Below are 17,767 nucleotides of genomic sequence, written 5' to 3' on the forward strand. Positions count from 1 at the left end.
GGGGTCTTAAATGGCAAAGAAAAAACCAATCGCAATTCTCGCTCTGTTACTATCGTTTACCCTGCTGCTCGCGGCTTGCGGCCAAGGGGGGAATAACACGCCAACCACCGGTGCGGCAGGGACGGACAGCTCCAAATCCCCTGGAGAGAAAATCAAACTGTCCATCTGGCATAACTTCTCCGGCGACGATCTGAGAGCCAAGGTTGTACGGGAACAGATTGAGAAATTCCAAAGCGAGCACCCCGAGGTCGAGCTGGATGCACAGGCGATTCCGCCGGATGGATACCGTCAGCGTTTGAAGACGGTGGCAGCCGCGAATGAAATGCCGGACGTCTTTTTCGTTCAATCCGGTACCTCGATTAAAGAGTTTTATGATGGCGGGCTGATTCAGCCGATTACCTCCGTGCTGGATGAGCATCCGGACTGGAAGAACAACTTCATTTCCGGTTCGCTGGACACCCTGTCCTTTGACGGCCAGGTTTATGCCACGCCGCTGAGCGGCTCGGCCACTTCCTTCCTGTTCTACAACAAGTCCCTGTTTGAGAAATACGGCGTCAAGGTTCCGACCACATGGGACGAAATGATGACGGCGGTCAAAACGTTCAACGACAACAAAATCACGCCGATTTCGCTGGGGAATAAAGCCTCCTGGCTGGCGCAGTCCAGCATCCTCTCCTCGCTTGCGGACCGGGTGACCGGTACGGACTGGTTCTTGAAGGCTGTGAATCAGGACGGGGCGAAGTTTACCGATCCTGAATTCGTGCAGGCCCTGCAGTATTTCAAGGACCTGGCTGATGCCAATGCGTTCCAAACCGGCTTTAACAGCCTGGATAACACCCAGATGGAGCAGTATTTTGCCGAGGGCAAAGCCGCGATGATGATCGACGGTTCGTGGGCGCTGACGAACATGGCTGCAGCAGCAACGGAGGAGCAGCTCAGTCAGATCGACATCACCGTGCTTCCGTCCGTTCCCGGCGGCAAAGGGGATCCGAATTCGATGTCCGGCGGCTCAGGCGGCGGTTTGGCACTCAGCAAAACCGTCACGGGCGACAAGCTTAAAGCCGCTTTGGACCTGATCTATACGGTCAGCGGTCCGGAAGCGATGCAGGCCATCGCGGACAGCAACTCGATCGTCACCTACAAGGTTGAGCCGGATCAGTCCAAAGTTATGCCGCTGTTCTACAAAGCGTTTACGCTGTACAAATCACTGAGCCTTACTCCGGTATATGATGCTTATTTGACCTCTTCCGCGACCGACGCGGTAAACAACGGCCTGCAGGAGGTGTCCCTGGGCGGCGATCCGAAAGCGATCGCCCAGAAGATCCAGGATGCCCAGGCCAGGGATCTTGGCAAATAACCGGCCGTTCCTTCACTCATAAAAACAACTTCCGGACGATATCCGCCCCCGCCTTTCAAAGGGCGGGTATCGTCCATCCCTGCATCTTTGAAAGGAGGCCGGTTATGGCGTTCGTGAACCGTCTTAGAGGGTTTGTGGTGATCGGGCTGCTGCCCGCTCTCGTTTTGTATGTGGTGTTTGTGCTTGTGCCGATCGTCTGGTCGGTTTATTACGGATTTTATAACTGGAAGGGCATTGGCGCAGCCAGCTTTACCGGTTTGGACAACTATGCGGAGGCCCTCCGCGACCCGATTTTCTGGCGGGCGTTGAAGAACAACCTGATCATTGTGGCCGCCTCGATTCTGGGGCAGCTGCCGGTCGCGCTCGTTCTATCCTTGATTCTCCGAAAAAGCACCCTGTTCCACCGCTTTGTCCGCTCGGCCGTTTTTATGCCTATGGTTGTCTCCACCGTCGTCATCGGCATGATCTGGGGATATATCTATCACCCTCAAATCGGTATCTTAAATGTCATTTTGCAAAATATCGGGCTGGGCTCCTGGATTCGTGACTGGCTTGGGGATGCCCGCATCAATATGTATTCGGTCAGCGCTCCGGTCATTTGGGCCAACATCGGCCCTTATCTGATTATCTTTATCTCGGCGATTCAGAACATCCCGTCCGAAATGGAGGATGCCGCCAAACTCGACGGCGCAGTCCGGGCCAAATGGCTGTATCTCATCGTCATTCCGATGATCTGGGATACGATCAAGGTCGCCATTGTCCTCTGCATCTCGGGCAGTTTGAAAGCCTTTGACCTGATCTATATCATGACGGGCGGCGGTCCGGCCCAATCGACCGAGCTGCTCGCCACTTATATGTACAATAATACGTTTGAAGTTTTCCGTTACGGCTACGGCTCCGCCGTTTCCTCGCTGATCATCGTCATCAGCCTCATTCTCGTGCTCGGCAGCCAGCTGCTGATGAGAAAGAGAGGGGTATGATGAATCTGATTTCACCTGAAACCCTGACGGGAAAAACAGTCCGCAGACCTTTGCCGCGGCGCCGGAAATCCGGCTGGCTGTGGGGAGTCGACACGGTGCTGCTGGTTTATGCCCTTGCAACGATTTACCCGCTGCTGTGGTTGTTTATCAGCTCCTTCAAGTCTGTGCGCGACTTCTCGGCCAATCCGTTCGCCCTGCCTTCGGTCTGGCAGTTTGAGAATTATACGCGCGCCTGGGAAATTGCCGGTATCGGAAGGGCATTTGCCAACTCAGTCATCGTAACGCTCGGTTCGCTTGCCCTGACGCTGATTCTCGGCACGCTTACCGGCTACATTTTGTCACGGCTGAACTTCCGGTTTAAAGGCGTAATTATGGGTTTGTTTGTACTAGGCATGCTGATTCCGATCCACAGCACGCTGGTACCGCTGTTTATCATGATGAAGAATCTGCACATTCTCGACACCTATGCTTCGCTGATTCTGCCTTATGCGGCGTTCGAGCTGCCTGTAGCGATCTTTATTGTGGCGGCCTATCTGACCTCTGTACCCAAGGAACTGGAAGAAGCGGCGATGATCGACGGCAACGGATATTGGGGGATTTTCTGCCGGATCATTATGCCGCTTGCGGTTCCGGCCATGGCAACGATCTCGATTTTGGGTTTTCTGCGTTCCTGGAACGACTTTGCATTTGCGCTGGTGTTTATCAATGACCAGTCCTTAAAAACGCTGCCGCTCAGCTTGTCCATCTTCTCCGACGGCTACGGCACGGATTACAGCCTGACGATGGCCGCGATGTCGATTGCGGTAATTCCAACGGTGATTGTGTACCTGATTTTCCAGGAGCAGATCATGAAAGGCATGGTAGCGGGGGCGGTTAAAGGTTAAGGGCTAAGCTAATTTATTTAGGTAAAAAAAGAAACCGGAAACGGTGCGCCGATCGGCGGCCATTTCCGGTTTGTTTTTCGTTAACGGCTCGTTAACGGTTAAATGAGGAGCTTATCTCCCGCTCCCGCCCGAATCCCCGCCGCTCAGCTTCTCCTGAGCCTGGCGGATCATTTCGCGGACCATCGAGCCGCCGATGGCGCCGCCGATTTTCCCGGCCTGCTCGGCCGTCAGATCGCCGTTATCGCCATGCTTGAGCGGAACGCCGAGCGACTGGGCCACTTCATATTTGACGTCATCCGGCTGCTCGGGGTTCACTTTGTAGCCTTCCTGGCGCATAGCCTCCGCCTTAAAATGCTGAAGCGCCCGGTCTGCACCCGGTCCTCTGCCTGATCTTCTTCTAGCCATATCGAATCAGCCTCCTTTAACTTGAGGGAATCCGGTCTTAGAATGCCCTGATTTCAGGGCTTTATGTCCAGATGGGGGAACAGCCCGTTTTTGCCTGTTTTTACATTGAAGCGGCGTTGGACATCTGCCATAATAATGAAATTAAGGTTTATGAATCAATGACGGACGAACACAGAGGGGGCTTTTGTTTCATGAAAGGGATTATTACTGTGCTCGGCAAGGACAAGGTAGGCATTATCGCTAAAGTCTGCACGTACCTGGCCGAACAGAACGTCAACATTCTGGATATCTCGCAGACGATTATTCAGGGTTATTTCAATATGATGATGATCGTCGATATTACGGCTCCTGCCAAAAGCTTTGAGGCGCTGATTGAAGATCTGCAGAAGCTTGGGGCGGAGCTGGGCGTGGAGATCAAACTCCAGCATGAGGATATTTTTAATACGATGCACCGGATTTGAGCGGCCTGACAAGCCAATAATGGCAGGATGGGTTTGGACACAATAACAGCAATTAGCAGGCACGGGAGGAAGGAATACGATGATTACGCTTGGAGAAGTGCAGGAAACGAACAAGATGATCCGGGAGATGAACCTGGACGTGCGCACGATTACGATGGGCATCAGTCTGATGGACTGCGCGCATTCGGATTTGCAGGTCTTTAACCGGAACATCTACGATAAAATTACAAGGCTTGCCGAGAAGCTGGTCAAGACAGGCGAAGACCTGGAACGCCAATTCGGCATTCCGATTATTAATAAGCGCGTATCGGTCACTCCGATTTCGATTGCGGCCGGCGGCCTCAAGACCGATTCTTACGTGCCTGTTGCCGAAATGCTGGAGAAAGCGGCCAAAGAGATTGGCGTCAACTTTATCGGCGGATTCTCCGCATTGGTGCATAAAGGATTCACGGAAGGCGACCGCAAGCTGATCGAAAGCATTCCGGAAGCCTTGTCCGTCACAGAGCGCATCTGCGCGTCGGTCAACATCGGGTCTTCGCGCAGCGGCATCAACATGGATGCGGTGAAGCTGATGGGCGGCATCGTCAAGAAGACGGCGGAGCTGACAGCGGACCGCGATTCGGCGGGCTGCTCCAAGCTGGTCATCTTCTGCAATGCCGTTGAGGACAACCCGTTTATGGCCGGCGCTTTCCACGGGGTTGGCGAGCCGGAGTGCGTGATCAATGTCGGCGTCAGCGGACCGGGCGTGGTCAAGCGGGCTTTGGAGGAAGTGAAGACCAGCGACTTTGAGACGCTCTGCGAAACGATTAAACGGACGGCGTTTAAAGTGACGAGGGTCGGCCAATTGGTCGCCCAGGAAACTTCGAAGCGCCTCGGCGTGCCGTTTGGCATCGTCGATCTGTCGCTCGCGCCGACGCCGGAGATCGGCGACTCTATCGCGGAAATTTTCCAGGTCATGGGCCTGGAGGAGGCGGGAGCACCCGGCACAACGGCGGCGCTGGCGATCCTGAACGACAACGTGAAGAAAGGCGGCGTGATGGCGTCTTCCTACGTCGGCGGACTCAGCGGCGCCTTTATCCCGGTCAGCGAAGACCACGGCATGATTCAGGCCGTGCAGAAGGGCGCGCTGACTCTAGAAAAGCTGGAAGCCATGACCTGCGTCTGCTCGGTCGGCCTAGACATGATCGCGATCCCTGGCGACACCAGCGCCGCGACGATTTCGGGCATTATCGCCGACGAAGCTGCGATCGGCATGGTCAACAACAAAACGACGGCCGTCCGCATCATTCCGGTAATCGGCAAGGGCGTCGGCGAAATCGCCGAATTCGGCGGTCTGCTCGGCTATGCTCCGGTCATGCCGGTGAACGGCTTCAGCTGCGCCAGCTTCATTGACCGCGGCGGCCGGATTCCGGCGCCGATCCACAGCTTCAAGAACTGATCTCGCGCAGCTGAATGAGCCAAACCCAGCGACTGCGGGAAACTCAAAAAGCCGTTCCCGGCAGTGACAGGCCCCTGATCAAGTGACGAACCCAGCCTACCTGGATAGACTGGGACTTGACAGGGGTTCACCTTTAACGGGAAACGGCCTCTTTTTTTGGAATAAGGCTACAGAACGCCCTTCTCTTTCTTGAACGACTCTGCGAAGGAGGACAACTCCGGTTCGCCGGCAAAGTTAACCGTATTGCCATCCGGGTAGATCACCGCGAATTCGTACAGGGTTTCATGTTTGTCGATCGGGTTATCTCCTTCGGAGAAGCCAAGCTCTTTGATCGGATGACGGTGCAGCTCGCTGCCGTTTTGGCTGTAAGTAATCAAATCGCCGTCCGCGATTTCGTAACGCATGTTATGAAACACAATATCTTTTTTAGCCATAGGGTTATTCCCCTCCAATTCTTCAAAATCATCCCTATTACTATTTACCACGCACAAGAGATGTAAACATCAATGACGAAATCCTGACGAATTACAAAAAAACATGGCTCTAATCTCTAATTTAAAATAGGAAAATCCAAATTGGCGTCGAATCCTTGTTAGGAATGCTAATTAAAAATAACATTTACCCGTATATACACGGTTATATTTAACCATTTTAACAGCTTTGCTATCGCATAACGGACAAGGAGAGGAAGTGTATCGTGAAGGACCAGACCAGGTATTCTCGACTTGCAAATATAACCAAGATGATCAACACCAAGCTGGAGCTCCGGGAGATGCTGCAGTATGTTACGACGGCCATATCGGAGGAGATTGTGCAATGCGATTCGGTCGGGATCTACTTGCCGGAGGAGGATGGAAGCTTCAGAGGGTACGTGGGCAAGCCAGATCTGATCAACGGCATGTCGCTGGATATGCATGTGATTGATACAAGCTATGATCTGCTCGCCAAGGAGGTCATCGAAACCCAGAAAGTGATTTACATTCCCGATACCTCCAAGGATAGCCGGCCCGATCCGCGGGCGGTGCAGGGATTTCAGATCAAATCGCTGCTGGCGCTGCCAATCTGTTACGAGCAGGAGCTGTACGGCCTTGTCTTCCTGTTTGATTACGGCAGCCAGATGAATTTGACCGAATCGGAGATTCAGTCCGTGGAGGCCTACGTCAATATGGCAGCAGTTGCGATTCGCAATGCCAAGAACCTGACGCATAAAGAGAATCTGCTTGCCGAGAAGCAGATGCTGCTTGATCTGACCCGCGACTTGTCCCTGTCTTCGAATATGCAGGAGGTTCTGGACAACTGTTTCTCTTATGTAGGCAAGGTGCTGAAAAATTTCAACCCGGCCGTTCATTTGGTTGACCCGCTTGCCGAGCGGTCTATCCGGCCGGTCCAGCTAAGCAAGGACAGCCACTGGACACAGGAAGACTGGATGGCTACCCATCAGGCGGTCCAGTTCGACATGAGCAATGACGCGCTGTTTCAGGAAGTGATGCGCACCAAGAAAGCCTTGCTTGTCTATGATGTCATGCAGGACGAACGTCCCAACCATGAAATGTGCAGGAAGTTCGGGATTATGGCGATGTACCTGTTCCCGCTGATCTCCATGGGCGAGGTCCTCGGCGTAATTGCCGTCGTGGACTTCGAGAAGAAGGAGCGGGTTTATTCGGATGCCGACATTCAGTTGACTCAGTCTATTGTAGATGCCACGGCATCTACCATCTCCAACCTGCTCTACCGGGAGAAGCAAGAGGTGATCATCGAGGACCGCACGATGGAGGTTCGCGCCAAGAACAAGGAACTGGAACGAGTGGTCACCGAACTCCGCCAGATCAGCCGGGAACGCGAGCTGATACTGAATTCAGCGGGTGAAGGGATCTTCGGCCTTGATCTGGAGGGCAACATCACTTTCTGTAATCCGGCAGCCGAGAATATGCTCGGCTTTGAGAAAGGCGAGCTGATCGGCCAGTCTTATCATTTGATTTTTGGCGGGAAGAATCTCGATCTGCTCAAATTCTCGGCTTCGGCCAACCGCAGCTGGAACAACTTTCACCTTGAAGAGTCGTTCTTCCGCAAGGACGGGACCGAGCTCCCGGTGGAGTATGTCATTTCCTCCATTCATGAAAGCGACCGGATTGTCGGCGATGTGGTGACCTTCAAGGATATTACGCAGCGGAGACAGATGGAGGAGGAGATCCGTTATCACGCTTATTTTGACAGCGTTACCGACCTGCCAAACCGTGTGCTGCTGAAGGACCGGCTGAATCAAGGCATTACCTACGCACAGGTTGACGGGGGGAAGCTCGCGCTGCTGTATCTGGATCTGGATCGCTTCAAGCTCATTAACGATACGCTTGGCCATACGTCCGGCGATCATCTGCTCCGTGAAGTCGCTCTGCGGCTCAGTTCCTGCGTGCCTAAGAACGCCACCGTCTCCCGCCAGGGCGGCGACGAATTTACGGTGTTTCTGCCGGATACCGCTGGCAAGCGGGAGGTGCTCCGCATCGTCAACCAGGTGATCAATTCCTTCTCGAAACCTTTTTATTTAGGGGAGAACGAAATTTTTATCACGGCGAGTATCGGCATCAGCATGTATCCGGAGAACGGCGAGAGCAGCGAAGAGCTGATCAAGAATGCCGATACGGCTATGTACAAAGCGAAAGAAATGTCCGGCAACAGCTATCACTTTTTCAGTACCGGCATGGATACGCGGGCGTTCGAAATCGTTAAATATGAGAATGCGCTCTACAAGGCGCTGGACAATAACGAAATTGAAATTTACTATCAGCCGCAGATTGATTACCGGGACCGGACGCTTGTTGGCGTGGAGGCGCTGGTCCGCTGGAATCACCCGACGGAAGGATTGATTTCGCCTGATGATTTCATTCCGATTGCCGAGGAAACAGGCCTGATCATTCCGATCGGAGAGTGGGTGCTGAAGAACGCCTGCAAGCAGCTGAAGGAGTGGCATGACTTGGGCGGTCCGCCGATCAGCGTATCGGTTAATCTGTCTGTCCGTCAATTCGAGCAGAACAATCTGTTCTCGGCAGTGAAGAGTATTTTGAAGAAAATTAATTTATGCCCGCATTACCTCCACCTGGAGCTGACCGAAAATCAGATTATCAAGAACACCGAAATTACGCTGAAGACGATGGAGCAGCTGCTGGATCTAGGCGTGAAGATTGCCATTGATGATTTCGGGACCGGTTATTCTTCGCTGGGTTACTTAAAGAACTTCCCGATCAGCACGCTGAAGATTGATAAATCGTTTGTGCAGGATCTGGGCAAAAGCGATGTAACGGCCATTACGAACACCATTATTACGCTGGCTCAAAATCTAAACCTGAATGTCATTGCAGAAGGGGTGGAAACTTTGGAGCAGGCTGAGTTTTTGTCTGCCCGTGACTGCTTCCTGATGCAGGGGTATTATTTTGGCAGCCCGATGAAGGCGGAGGAAATTGCCCGTGATTATTTGAAGCTTTCCCGAATCGAGAATGGGATCTAATTCAGAACACTACTATCTTTTGGAGGCTAGGAACGATTATGAAAGCAGCTCGTTATGTACTGGAATATTTGAAAAACAGCGGAGTAGAATATATTTTTGGCATTCCGGCCGGATCCGTTAACGTGATCTTTGATGAGCTTTATGAAATGCCGGAGATTACGCCGATTATCACCAAACACGAAGGCGCGGCTTCTTACATGGCGGCTGCTTATGCCAAATATGCGAGCAAGCTGAGCGTCTGCATCGGCTGCAGCGGTCCGGGCGGGACGAACCTGGTGACCGGAGCGGCCAACGCGATGCGCGAGCACCTGCCGGTGCTCTTCATCACCGGAGCCGTGCCGATGAATACGGTAGGCTTGAACGCTTCGCAGGAGCTGGATGCGGCACCGATCTTTGCGCCGGTCACCAAATACAGCGTTCGTGTCAGCGAGTCCAAAGATGTGCTGGCTGAAGTGGCCAAAGCGGTCGAAATCGCCGTATCCGGCGTGCCGGGGCCGGTGCATGTGGCCCTGCCGATTGACGTGCAGGCCGGACAGGTGGAACATGCGGAGCTGCCGGCGCCTGCCGTCAGAACCCCGCTCGTGCCGGATGCCGACACGATCAAACGAGTAGCAGAGGAGCTTGCGAAGCGCAAAGACGGCATCATTATGGCCGGACAAGGCATTCGCGGCTCGGTGGATCAGCTGATTGAGCTGGCTGAGCTGCTGAACTGGCCGATTGTGACAACTCCGGTAGCCAAAGGATATCTGACAGAGGACCATCCGCTGAATGCCGGTGTGTTTGGTTTTGCCGGTCATGAATCGGCTTCCAGCCTGATCAATACGGAAGTGCCTGACCAGGCGCTGCTGGTGATTGGCTCCAGCCTGGGAGAGACGGCTACAAACAATTACAACGCGAATCTGAACAAAGGACGTTTCACTGTGCAAATGGACTTTGATTCATCGGTGTTCGGCCGCAAATATCAGGTGGATATTCCCGTGCTAGGCGATATCAGCCTCAGCCTGCTGTTCCTGATTGACGAGCTTCGCGCTCTGGGGCTGGAGAAGAAAGGGCGCGGCGAGCTGCGGACAGTGGAGAAGCCGGAGCCTCATGTGCTTACGGAGGAATACAATACCAAAAATGTGTTCACGGCCCTGCAATCCAGCCTGCCGGCCAATACCCGGTATACGGTGGACATTGGCGAGTTCATGTCTTACGTGATTCATTATATGCGTGTGGTTGACCGGCACAGCTTTGATATCAACGTGCATTTCGGCGCGATGGGCAGCGGCATCAGCTCGGCTATCGGCGCCAAGCTGGCCGATCCGGAGCGGCCGGTAGTCAGCTTGACGGGCGACGGCTGTTTCTTCATGCACGGTATGGAAGTGCTGACCGCCAAAGAATACAACCTGCCGATCCTGTTCGTCGTTATGAATAATGCCCGGCTCGGCATGGTTTATCATGGTCATAACCTGCAGTACAAACGCACGCATGCTTCATTCGATCAGCAGGAGACGAATATTGCAGCGATGGCAGCAGCCATGGGACTGCCGAGCTTCCGGGTGAGCAGCCTGGAGGATTTGAACCATGAATTTCTGCAAGGTTTCGCGGATCTGAAAGGTCCGGCCGTGTTGGAAATCGCCTTGAAGGATAACAGTATTCCGCCGATGGGCGACCGCGTGAAGTTCCTTTCTTCGTTTGGCAAATAAGCGCACACCAAGAATGCATGAAAGCGCCAGGAAAGTTTCCTGGTGCTTTTTTCTTTTGACGGCGGGTGTCTTGCGAACTTGGAGGGGAGTGGGATCGTAAGGGGCTTCACTGATTACGGCGTGATGTCTGCTAATTATTACGCTATACATGACATATAAAGTTATGTTATTTTACCTATGGTTAATGAAAAATCAGCATTTATTTACGAAAAAGGCTTGACTGCACGTCAGGTTTGCCTAATAATAGGATTCATATTAAGCGTCTTTCATAGATACACCCGAAGTTGTGATAGATTTACTGACATGAAAGGGTGCGGGAATGATGGTATGCGCTGGCGATTTCAAGCAGGAGATTCTGAGGATTTACAACGCGATAAACAAGAAAATGTTTAACGCCGGTGTGAAGCAGCAGAAGGTCGATTTTGTCGGCAATAAGATCATTATTCTGTCCAAGAACGCCAGAGTTCCAGTTCTGAAGCTGTTGGACGAAAGTTATCCGCAAACGACCCGCCAGCTGGACCTGCTGCTCTTTCAGCTGATCAAACAGGAAATCAAGGAAGAATTGAGGAAACAGTTTCAATTAAATACCGTCACCGTGCTCAAAGACTATGATACAGAGACCGAATTATCCGGTACGATCATTATTCTTGAGCGTGACGTGGAGGATTATCTGAATGAACTCCCGGAACTCCGATAGAAAGCACCTTCAAGCCCGGACTTGAAGCGTGATTTCAGGAGAGCTGGTTGATCGTCAGTTTGGAACCTGCTGCAGATGCGCCTTGGCGTTTTGCGTGCAGTGGACTGGACTGGCGATTTTTTATACTCATTTTTAGGATTTCAGAAAAGTTTCAAGTCTATTTTTCACGAGGAGGAGACAGGGATGACCCACAAAATCGAAATTAAGGGCGTCAGTAAATGGTTTCGCAGAAACGGTGAAAATATCGCGGCTATGCAGGAGACCAACCTGCAGATCGAAGCGGGGCGTTTCGTCAGTATTATCGGTCCCAGCGGATGCGGCAAGTCTACCTTGTTCAATATCATCGCCGGTCTGATGCCTCCGTCTACGGGTCAAGTGCTGGCCGATGGCGAGAACATCGTCGGCAAAGCCGGCCATGTCGGCTACATGCTCCAGAAGGACATGCTGCTTCCGTGGCGGACGATTATGGACAACATCATTTTGGGCATGGAGGTCCGGGGCGTTCCTTATAAGGAGGCCGCGAGCAGAGCGCTGCCGCTGATGGAGAAATACGGGCTTAAAGGGTTTGACAAGCATTACCCGAAGGAGCTGTCCGGAGGGATGCGCCAGCGGGCCGCGCTGCTGCGGACACTGCTGTACGACAGGGACATCATTTTGCTGGATGAACCGTTTGGAGCGCTGGATGCACAGACCCGATTGACCATGCAGAACTGGCTGCTGCAGATTTGGGCCGATTTCGGCAAAACCGTCCTGTTCGTTACCCATGACATTGATGAGGCGATTTATCTGGCGGACGATATTTACGTCTTCTCTCCCAGACCAGGCCGGATCAAGTCCAAAATCACGGTTACGATGCCGCGGCCGCGCCATACCGAAGATATGACCTCTCCGGCGTTCATGGAGCTGAAGCATCACCTGATGGATCTGCTGTCAGCCGGCCACGAGGATGTGGAGCATATTTCATAGCCGCACTAGACACTAGCCTTTAATCCTAAATAACAAATATGAGGAGGAATGAAAGATGGAAACTGCACGCCAAGATGCTTTTGTCATTCATACCGTTAAAGCCGTGCCGCCATCCGCCGAGCCGGTGAGAAGCCTGGAAACGGACTCGGTTCCGCTGATCCTGGACGAGGAGGCCTTGGCCCGCAAAAGGTCACGCCGGATCGCCATCGGCCGCCTGCTGGTTGCTGTAATGATCTTTGTGGTTTGGGAGCTGTTCACCCGTTTCGGCTGGATTGACAAATATTACTGGAGTTCGCCGAGCGCCATTGTCCAAACGATGTGGACCGGTCTTACGCAAGGCACCCTGCTGGCGGATATCGGCTATACCTCTGCTTCGACGGTGATCGGCTTTATTGCCGGAACTTTGTTTGGCTCTGTGCTAGGCTTGTCCTTCTGGTGGTCGAAATCCTATGCCGGCATCAGCGAACCGTATTTGATTATTCTTAACGCACTGCCAAAGCTGGCCTTGGCGCCGGTGCTGGTGATTCTGCTTGGGATCGGCTTTTTCTCCAAGGCAGCGCTGGCGTTCTCGATGACGGTGGTGGTCTCGGCTCTCTCGGCCTACAGCGGTGTTAAAAGCGTTGACCCTGATATGGAGAGGCTCATGTACTCCCTGGGCGCCAAACGCCGTCAGGTATTCGCCAAGGTGGTCGTTCCGTGGTCGATGCCGTGGATGATCAGCAGTTTGCGGATCAATATCGCTCTGGCGCTCGCCGGTGCGATCGTCGGCGAGTTCATCGCCTCCAGCAAAGGCGTCGGCCGGATGATCATGTATGCAGGCACGATCCTGGACATCAACCTGGTTTGGGTAGGCGTTGTGGTGCTGTCGGCGCTGTCCATAGTCATGTACTGGGGCGTTGTTCTTCTTGAGAAATGGCTGGCCAAAGGTTTTGTGAAGTAAATGGTGAGTAAATAAAAAATTCAAAAGGGATAGGGGAATCGGGTATGAAGATCAAAAAAAGAGCGATACCGCTGCTGCTGCTTCTTGCATTAAGTATGGGACTGCTGTCCGCCTGCGGCAATAAAGAGGCCGGGACGGCCGATGCCGCCGCTGCCGGAAGCGGCAAGCTGAAGAAGATCGTCATCGCCGAACCGCTTCATTCTACCGGTTATCTGCCGCTTTATTTGGCGCAGCGGGAGGGTTATTTTGCCAAGCAGGGGCTGGATGTGGAAGTGATTCAGGCTGCGGGCGGCGCCCATATCACGGCGGTGGTCAGCGGCGATGCCTGGGGCGTTATTGGCGGCGTGGAATCCAATGCGCTGGGCAATAAGAACAGCTCCGACCCGATCGTATCGGTCGTGAACACGGTCAACCGCGCTAACGTTTATCTGGTCGCCAAGAAAGGACTGGCTCCGGCAGGCGATTCACCGGAACAGATGAAGGAGTTCCTGAAGGGGAAGAAAATCGCGGCAGGCCGCCACGGCGGTACGCCAAACCTGCTGACCCGCTACTATCTGATCAGCCTGGGGCTGGATCCGGAGAAGGATGTTACGCTGCTTGAGCCGGCAGATGCTTCAACCGTGGTCACCATGGTTCAGCAGGGGGCGGCTGATATTGCCAACGGCGCCGAACCCCAAATCAGCGATGGCGTAGCCAAAGGCGTATGGGATGAACCTTTTTACAAGTTCCATGACCTTGGCGACTTCTCATATTCCGTGCTTAGCGTCAAGAAATCCACGATTGAGAAGGACCCGGAGACGGTGCAGAAATTCACGAACGCGATTCTGGAAGCATTAAAGACCGTGCAGTCCGATAAGGAGCTGGCGACCAAAGACCTGAAAGCCGAATTCCCTACGCTGTCGGATGACGCGATTAAAGCCTCCATGGACCGGGCTTATGCGGATAACCTGTGGAGTCTGGACGGTCAGATCTCCGAAGCGGCGGTCAAGCAGGATATGGACGTGATGATCCAAACCGGGATTTATTCGGGAGATTACAGCTACGCGGACCTGGTGGATATGCAGTTTGTGAATCAGGCCAAATGAGAAGGTTGGCATTTTATATAAATCCAATAACGAGGTGTGACTATGAAGACATTGCAGGAGCTTGTAACGGACAAGAAAGCCGCTGTTGTCATTGTTGATGTGCAAAATGATTACTGCCATCCGGAAGGTTCATTAGGTCAGAGGGGCGCCGATGTCAGCGGCGTAGCGGAGATGATGCCGAATTTGCACCGGCTGCTGGACAGCGCGAGAGCGCATGAGGTGCCGCTGATCTTCATCCAGACCTTCCATGAGGATGCCACGGATTCGGAGGCCTGGAGGGAACGGTCGGCCGGCAACTCGGCCCAGGTCTGCCGCAAGGGCAGCTGGGGAGCGGAGTTTTTCGAAGTGGAGCCTGCAGCAGGAGAAATTATTGTCAATAAACACCGGTACAGCGCTTTTATCAACACCAGGCTCGACACGGTGCTGCGCACGCTTGGCATTGAGACGCTGATCATGACGGGCGTGAGCACCAATGTATGCGTGGAATCGACGGCCCGGGACGGCTATATGCTGGATTACCATATTGTGATGCTGAAGGATGCCTGTGCTTCGTATTCCCGGGAGGCGCATGACATGACGATGACCAATATCAGCGGTTACTTCGGTACCGTCACCGACACGAGCGAGGTTATTCAATTATGGGATTACAGCCGGGAAACAGCCGCGCTGCGCTGATCTCCGGCCGGGAACTGGCTGAAGGTGAACAGGGAAGACGCTGGTTAACGCCGTATACCATCTGCCTGGGGGCCTTCCTGTCGAATCTGTCGGCCGGCATGTTCAACATCGCGCTGGTGGACATCTCCGGTGATTTCGGGGTCCAGCTGGCCTCCTCGCAGTGGGTGGTGACCGTTTACCTGCTGATGATTACGATCTGTTTGCCCGTGATGGGCAAGCTGGGCGATACGTTTGGCAAACAGAAGATTCATAATACAGGTTATTTTCTCTTTATGCTGGGTGCGCTGCTTTGCGCTTTGGCGCCTTCCTTCAGCCTGCTCGTTGTCTTCCGGATTCTGCAGGGCTTCGGGGCATCAATGTATCAGGCGACGAACATGGCGCTGATCGTCTCTGTCTATCCGGAGCGCCAGCGCGGCAAGGCTTTGGGGCTGATCAGCACCTTTGTGGCTGCCGGCTCGATGACCGGGCCAAGCCTGGGCGGCTTCCTGATCGAGTGGTTCTCCTGGCGCACGAATTTCTGGCTGCTGGCCGCGGTGGCTTTGGGGGCCTGGCTTCTAGCCATGAAGTATATCCCCAAAGAACGCCGGTCCGGCCAGCAGAGCCTGGATTTCATGGGTGCTGCGCTGTTCGCTGCGGCGTTGACTGGTCTTGTAACGGCGCTAGGCATGGGCGGAAGCTGGGGCTGGACATCCCCGGCTGTGCTGCTGCTCCTGCTGCTGTTTATGGCAGCGGCTGCGGGGTTTATGGTCTGGTGCCGGCCGGGGCGCTGGGGGGAGCGGAGGTGGAGGGGGGCTGGCGTTAACGGCTCCTGGGAAGGTCAAGCCGATGACAAAGATAGAAGCTTGTCGGATTCTCATACCGATGCGGCTGCCTCCCCTGTCCTTGGGGGCCTTTCGAGCTCCCGTTCCCATCCTTCACGGGCGTCCGCCCCGTTTCTGGATCTGGACCTGTTCCGCGACTTCCGCTCGAGCACCGGCATCCTGATTACGATCGTCAGCTATATGTCCGCTTTCGCGGTGCAGCTGCTGATGCCGGTGTTCCTGCGGACGGAGCTTGGCATCAGCCCGGCAAGCACAGGGCTGATGATGATGGGCTATCCGCTGGCGCTGATTCTATCCGCGCCGATCAGCGGGAGCCGCTCGGACAAGCAGGGGCCGATTCCGCTGATGACCAGCGGACTTATCGTGATGGCCGCGGCGCTGGCCGTGCTGGGCGTGATGACGCCGTCTTTTCCGCCTTACGTGATCGTGGTCATGATTGTGCTGCTGGGCGCGGCCATGGGGATGATCTCTTCGCCGAACAACAGCCTGGTGATGAGCCGGGCGCCCAAGCAGCAGGCCGGACTGGTCAGCAGCATGCTGGCCTTGTCCCGGAACCTGGGCATGATGTTCGGCACGGCTGCGGCGGGTTCCCTGCTGGCCAGCGGGGCCGATGCAGGAAGCGGCGGGGGAGCCGCGCTGACGGCGTACCATACGGTATTTTCCATGTGTGCGCTGCTGGTAGTGGTGTTTCTGTCCCTGTTCCTGCTGGCCTCTCGGCAATCAAGGAGGAGACAGACTGAGGAGTCGCAGGCGGCGGGGCGTTGAGAGGAATTGATGAGTTGGAGACCATGAGGAAGGTAGATCGAGGGCGGTGGAAAGGCAGTTGAAATTGAAAGGCAATTGAGCAATTGAAAGGCAGTGTAAGGATTATTCCTTGGCACTGCCTTTTGTTGTGCAGCAGATAACGTTTGTGTTTGCTCCCGTTTGGGAACTAATAAAGCTGCTCTAATTTCCGCTGATTAATCTGGTAAACATGGTCACTTAGCAGGTCAATATCCTCCTTATTATGACTTGTCAGCAAAATAGTTTTCCCGGCCTTTTTGAAGTCAAGCAGCATCTGCCGAATGTTGGTTACACTGTCTTGATCCAAGCCGTTAAAGGGTTCATCAAGCAATAACACTTCCTGATTTTCCATAATAGCTTGTTCCATAATAGCTTGGCAATGGCTAGTTTTTGCTTCATCCCCAAGGAGGAGTTTTTTACTTTCTGCTTCAGCTCAGGATCTAAACCGACCCGCCGCATCACTTCTTTAATGTCCTGGTCGGTGATCAAACGTTGAATATCGGCTAATTTTTTCAGGTTCTCAAATCCGGATTTGCTCGGGATATAACCTGGGCGATCAATAATAATGCCCAAGTTTTTAGGGAAGGTGGTTCGTTTTGTCCGATATTTGGGATCCATTTCGATGGTTCCTCCATCTGGTCTCATGAACCCGCAGATCATTTTGAATAATACCGATTTCCCGGACCCATTAGGACCTATGATTCCATATATGCGGCCACTGTCGAACGAGGCGGCGGCCTGCTCAAAAAGCAGAGTTCCTCTAAATGAGTTGCTGAGGGTTAATGAGAATCCTTCCTTCGATAATCCGAAAAATTGGCCATAGAAATAGTCCCAAATGCTATCCAATGAGTTTGTTTGCCCAGTTGCCGACGACAACAGGCCAACCAAACACAGAAGGAAATAAGTCCAATAGGCTTTGGTTTCTTTGATCCAGGTAAAGATTTTGAATCGAAGCTTTGAAAGCCACACGATTAAATATAGATAGACTATTATTCCAACCAGATAACGAATGGAAACACCCACGATGGAAAAACATAGACGGTTGAGGACAAAATCATGAGGATTCTCCATTTTAAGCCAAGCCATCC

Annotated in this window: 15 protein-coding genes and 1 pseudogene; 13 read left to right on the plus strand and 3 right to left on the minus strand. The window is 53.5% G+C overall.

Going from position 1 to position 17,767, the window contains the following annotated elements; all coding sequences use genetic code 11:
- The first annotated feature begins 10 nt into the window (after nucleotides 1-10).
- The 3 genes from AWM70_RS19975 (at nucleotide 11) to AWM70_RS19985 (ending at nucleotide 3,221) form a co-directional block, all read left to right on the plus strand.
- Nucleotides 11-1,357 (plus strand): extracellular solute-binding protein, encoded by a 1,347-nt coding sequence (locus tag AWM70_RS19975; protein WP_068699380.1) that lies wholly within the window; start codon nucleotides 11-13, stop codon nucleotides 1,355-1,357.
- Between the two features lie 104 nt (nucleotides 1,358-1,461).
- Entirely contained in the window at nucleotides 1,462-2,337 is an 876-nt protein-coding gene (locus AWM70_RS19980; RefSeq protein WP_068699382.1) for a carbohydrate ABC transporter permease, read from the plus strand.
- The gene (locus AWM70_RS19985; protein ID WP_099093113.1) at nucleotides 2,334-3,221 is read left to right on the plus strand and encodes a carbohydrate ABC transporter permease; all 888 of its coding nucleotides are present in this window, start codon (nucleotides 2,334-2,336) and stop codon (nucleotides 3,219-3,221) included. The genes AWM70_RS19980 and AWM70_RS19985 overlap by 4 nt, the downstream gene beginning before the upstream one ends.
- 111 nt (nucleotides 3,222-3,332) lie before the next feature.
- Here the strand turns inward: AWM70_RS19985 and AWM70_RS19990 are convergent, their stop codons facing one another.
- The gene (locus tag AWM70_RS19990) at nucleotides 3,333-3,626 is read right to left on the minus strand and encodes a small, acid-soluble spore protein, alpha/beta type (protein WP_083180444.1); all 294 of its coding nucleotides are present in this window, start codon (nucleotides 3,624-3,626) and stop codon (nucleotides 3,333-3,335) included.
- Nucleotides 3,627-3,817: 191 nt separating this feature from the next.
- On the opposite strand from AWM70_RS19990, the gene AWM70_RS19995 reads away from it, so the two are divergent.
- Nucleotides 3,818-4,087: an ACT domain-containing protein gene (locus AWM70_RS19995; protein ID WP_068700886.1), complete on the plus strand. Its 270-nt coding sequence runs from the start codon at nucleotides 3,818-3,820 to the stop codon at nucleotides 4,085-4,087.
- A gap of 82 nt (nucleotides 4,088-4,169) precedes the next feature.
- Complete coding sequence (locus AWM70_RS20000; RefSeq protein ID WP_241270817.1) at nucleotides 4,170-5,525, plus strand: PFL family protein; 1,356 nt, start codon at nucleotides 4,170-4,172, stop codon at nucleotides 5,523-5,525.
- 167 nt (nucleotides 5,526-5,692) lie between these two features.
- Here the strand turns inward: AWM70_RS20000 and AWM70_RS20005 are convergent, their stop codons facing one another.
- Complete coding sequence (locus AWM70_RS20005; RefSeq protein ID WP_068699387.1) at nucleotides 5,693-5,959, minus strand: hypothetical protein; 267 nt, start codon at nucleotides 5,957-5,959, stop codon at nucleotides 5,693-5,695.
- Between the two features lie 308 nt (nucleotides 5,960-6,267).
- On the opposite strand from AWM70_RS20005, the gene AWM70_RS20010 reads away from it, so the two are divergent.
- From AWM70_RS20010 to AWM70_RS20045, 8 genes are all read left to right on the plus strand, one after another.
- Nucleotides 6,268-9,024, plus strand: coding sequence for a bifunctional diguanylate cyclase/phosphodiesterase (locus tag AWM70_RS20010; RefSeq protein WP_068700888.1), 2,757 nt, complete (start codon nucleotides 6,268-6,270; stop codon nucleotides 9,022-9,024).
- A gap of 38 nt (nucleotides 9,025-9,062) precedes the next feature.
- On the plus strand, nucleotides 9,063-10,712 hold the full coding sequence (locus AWM70_RS20015) for a thiamine pyrophosphate-binding protein (RefSeq protein WP_068699389.1): 1,650 nt from the start codon (nucleotides 9,063-9,065) through the stop codon (nucleotides 10,710-10,712).
- A gap of 319 nt (nucleotides 10,713-11,031) precedes the next feature.
- Complete coding sequence (locus tag AWM70_RS20020; protein WP_237167761.1) at nucleotides 11,032-11,409, plus strand: Na-translocating system protein MpsC family protein; 378 nt, start codon at nucleotides 11,032-11,034, stop codon at nucleotides 11,407-11,409.
- A 183-nt stretch (nucleotides 11,410-11,592) separates the two neighbouring features.
- The gene (locus AWM70_RS20025) at nucleotides 11,593-12,375 is read left to right on the plus strand and encodes an ABC transporter ATP-binding protein (RefSeq protein WP_068699393.1); all 783 of its coding nucleotides are present in this window, start codon (nucleotides 11,593-11,595) and stop codon (nucleotides 12,373-12,375) included.
- Between the two features lie 55 nt (nucleotides 12,376-12,430).
- A complete protein-coding gene (locus tag AWM70_RS20030; protein ID WP_068699394.1) occupies nucleotides 12,431-13,315 on the plus strand; it encodes an ABC transporter permease in 885 nt (294 codons plus the stop codon).
- Between the two features lie 44 nt (nucleotides 13,316-13,359).
- Nucleotides 13,360-14,400 (plus strand): ABC transporter substrate-binding protein, encoded by a 1,041-nt coding sequence (locus AWM70_RS20035; RefSeq protein ID WP_068699396.1) that lies wholly within the window; start codon nucleotides 13,360-13,362, stop codon nucleotides 14,398-14,400.
- Nucleotides 14,401-14,442: 42 nt separating this feature from the next.
- Complete coding sequence (locus AWM70_RS20040; protein WP_068699397.1) at nucleotides 14,443-15,075, plus strand: cysteine hydrolase family protein; 633 nt, start codon at nucleotides 14,443-14,445, stop codon at nucleotides 15,073-15,075.
- Complete coding sequence (locus AWM70_RS20045) at nucleotides 15,039-16,661, plus strand: MFS transporter (protein WP_068699399.1); 1,623 nt, start codon at nucleotides 15,039-15,041, stop codon at nucleotides 16,659-16,661. Before AWM70_RS20040 ends, AWM70_RS20045 begins: the two co-directional genes overlap by 37 nt.
- A gap of 166 nt (nucleotides 16,662-16,827) precedes the next feature.
- Here AWM70_RS20045 and AWM70_RS20050 read toward each other — a convergent pair.
- Nucleotides 16,828-17,516 (minus strand): annotated as a pseudogene (locus AWM70_RS20050) (ATP-binding cassette domain-containing protein).
- Between the last annotated feature and the right edge of the window lie 251 nt (nucleotides 17,517-17,767).

The sequence above is a fragment of the Paenibacillus yonginensis genome (assembly GCF_001685395.1).
Lineage (GTDB): Bacteria > Bacillota > Bacilli > Paenibacillales > Paenibacillaceae > Fontibacillus > Fontibacillus yonginensis.

What these genes read in the sequence shown, in the direction of transcription:
- AWM70_RS20045 (WP_068699399.1), top strand. Translation starts at nt 15,039, where the DNA reads ATGGGATTACAGCCGGGAAACAGCCGCGCTGCGCTGATCTCCGGCCGG.
- AWM70_RS20035 (WP_068699396.1), top strand. Translation starts at nt 13,360, where the DNA reads ATGAAGATCAAAAAAAGAGCGATACCGCTGCTGCTGCTTCTTGCATTA.
- AWM70_RS20005 (WP_068699387.1), bottom strand. Translation starts at nt 5,959, where the DNA reads ATGGCTAAAAAAGATATTGTGTTTCATAACATGCGTTACGAAATCGCG.
- AWM70_RS20030 (WP_068699394.1), top strand. Translation starts at nt 12,431, where the DNA reads ATGGAAACTGCACGCCAAGATGCTTTTGTCATTCATACCGTTAAAGCC.
- AWM70_RS20020 (WP_237167761.1), top strand. Translation starts at nt 11,032, where the DNA reads ATGATGGTATGCGCTGGCGATTTCAAGCAGGAGATTCTGAGGATTTAC.
- AWM70_RS19990 (WP_083180444.1), bottom strand. Translation starts at nt 3,626, where the DNA reads ATGGCTAGAAGAAGATCAGGCAGAGGACCGGGTGCAGACCGGGCGCTT.
- AWM70_RS20040 (WP_068699397.1), top strand. Translation starts at nt 14,443, where the DNA reads ATGAAGACATTGCAGGAGCTTGTAACGGACAAGAAAGCCGCTGTTGTC.
- AWM70_RS20010 (WP_068700888.1), top strand. Translation starts at nt 6,268, where the DNA reads ATGATCAACACCAAGCTGGAGCTCCGGGAGATGCTGCAGTATGTTACG.
- AWM70_RS20015 (WP_068699389.1), top strand. Translation starts at nt 9,063, where the DNA reads ATGAAAGCAGCTCGTTATGTACTGGAATATTTGAAAAACAGCGGAGTA.
- AWM70_RS19995 (WP_068700886.1), top strand. Translation starts at nt 3,818, where the DNA reads ATGAAAGGGATTATTACTGTGCTCGGCAAGGACAAGGTAGGCATTATC.
- AWM70_RS19975 (WP_068699380.1), top strand. Translation starts at nt 11, where the DNA reads ATGGCAAAGAAAAAACCAATCGCAATTCTCGCTCTGTTACTATCGTTT.
- AWM70_RS20025 (WP_068699393.1), top strand. Translation starts at nt 11,593, where the DNA reads ATGACCCACAAAATCGAAATTAAGGGCGTCAGTAAATGGTTTCGCAGA.
- AWM70_RS19985 (WP_099093113.1), top strand. Translation starts at nt 2,334, where the DNA reads ATGATGAATCTGATTTCACCTGAAACCCTGACGGGAAAAACAGTCCGC.
- AWM70_RS19980 (WP_068699382.1), top strand. Translation starts at nt 1,462, where the DNA reads ATGGCGTTCGTGAACCGTCTTAGAGGGTTTGTGGTGATCGGGCTGCTG.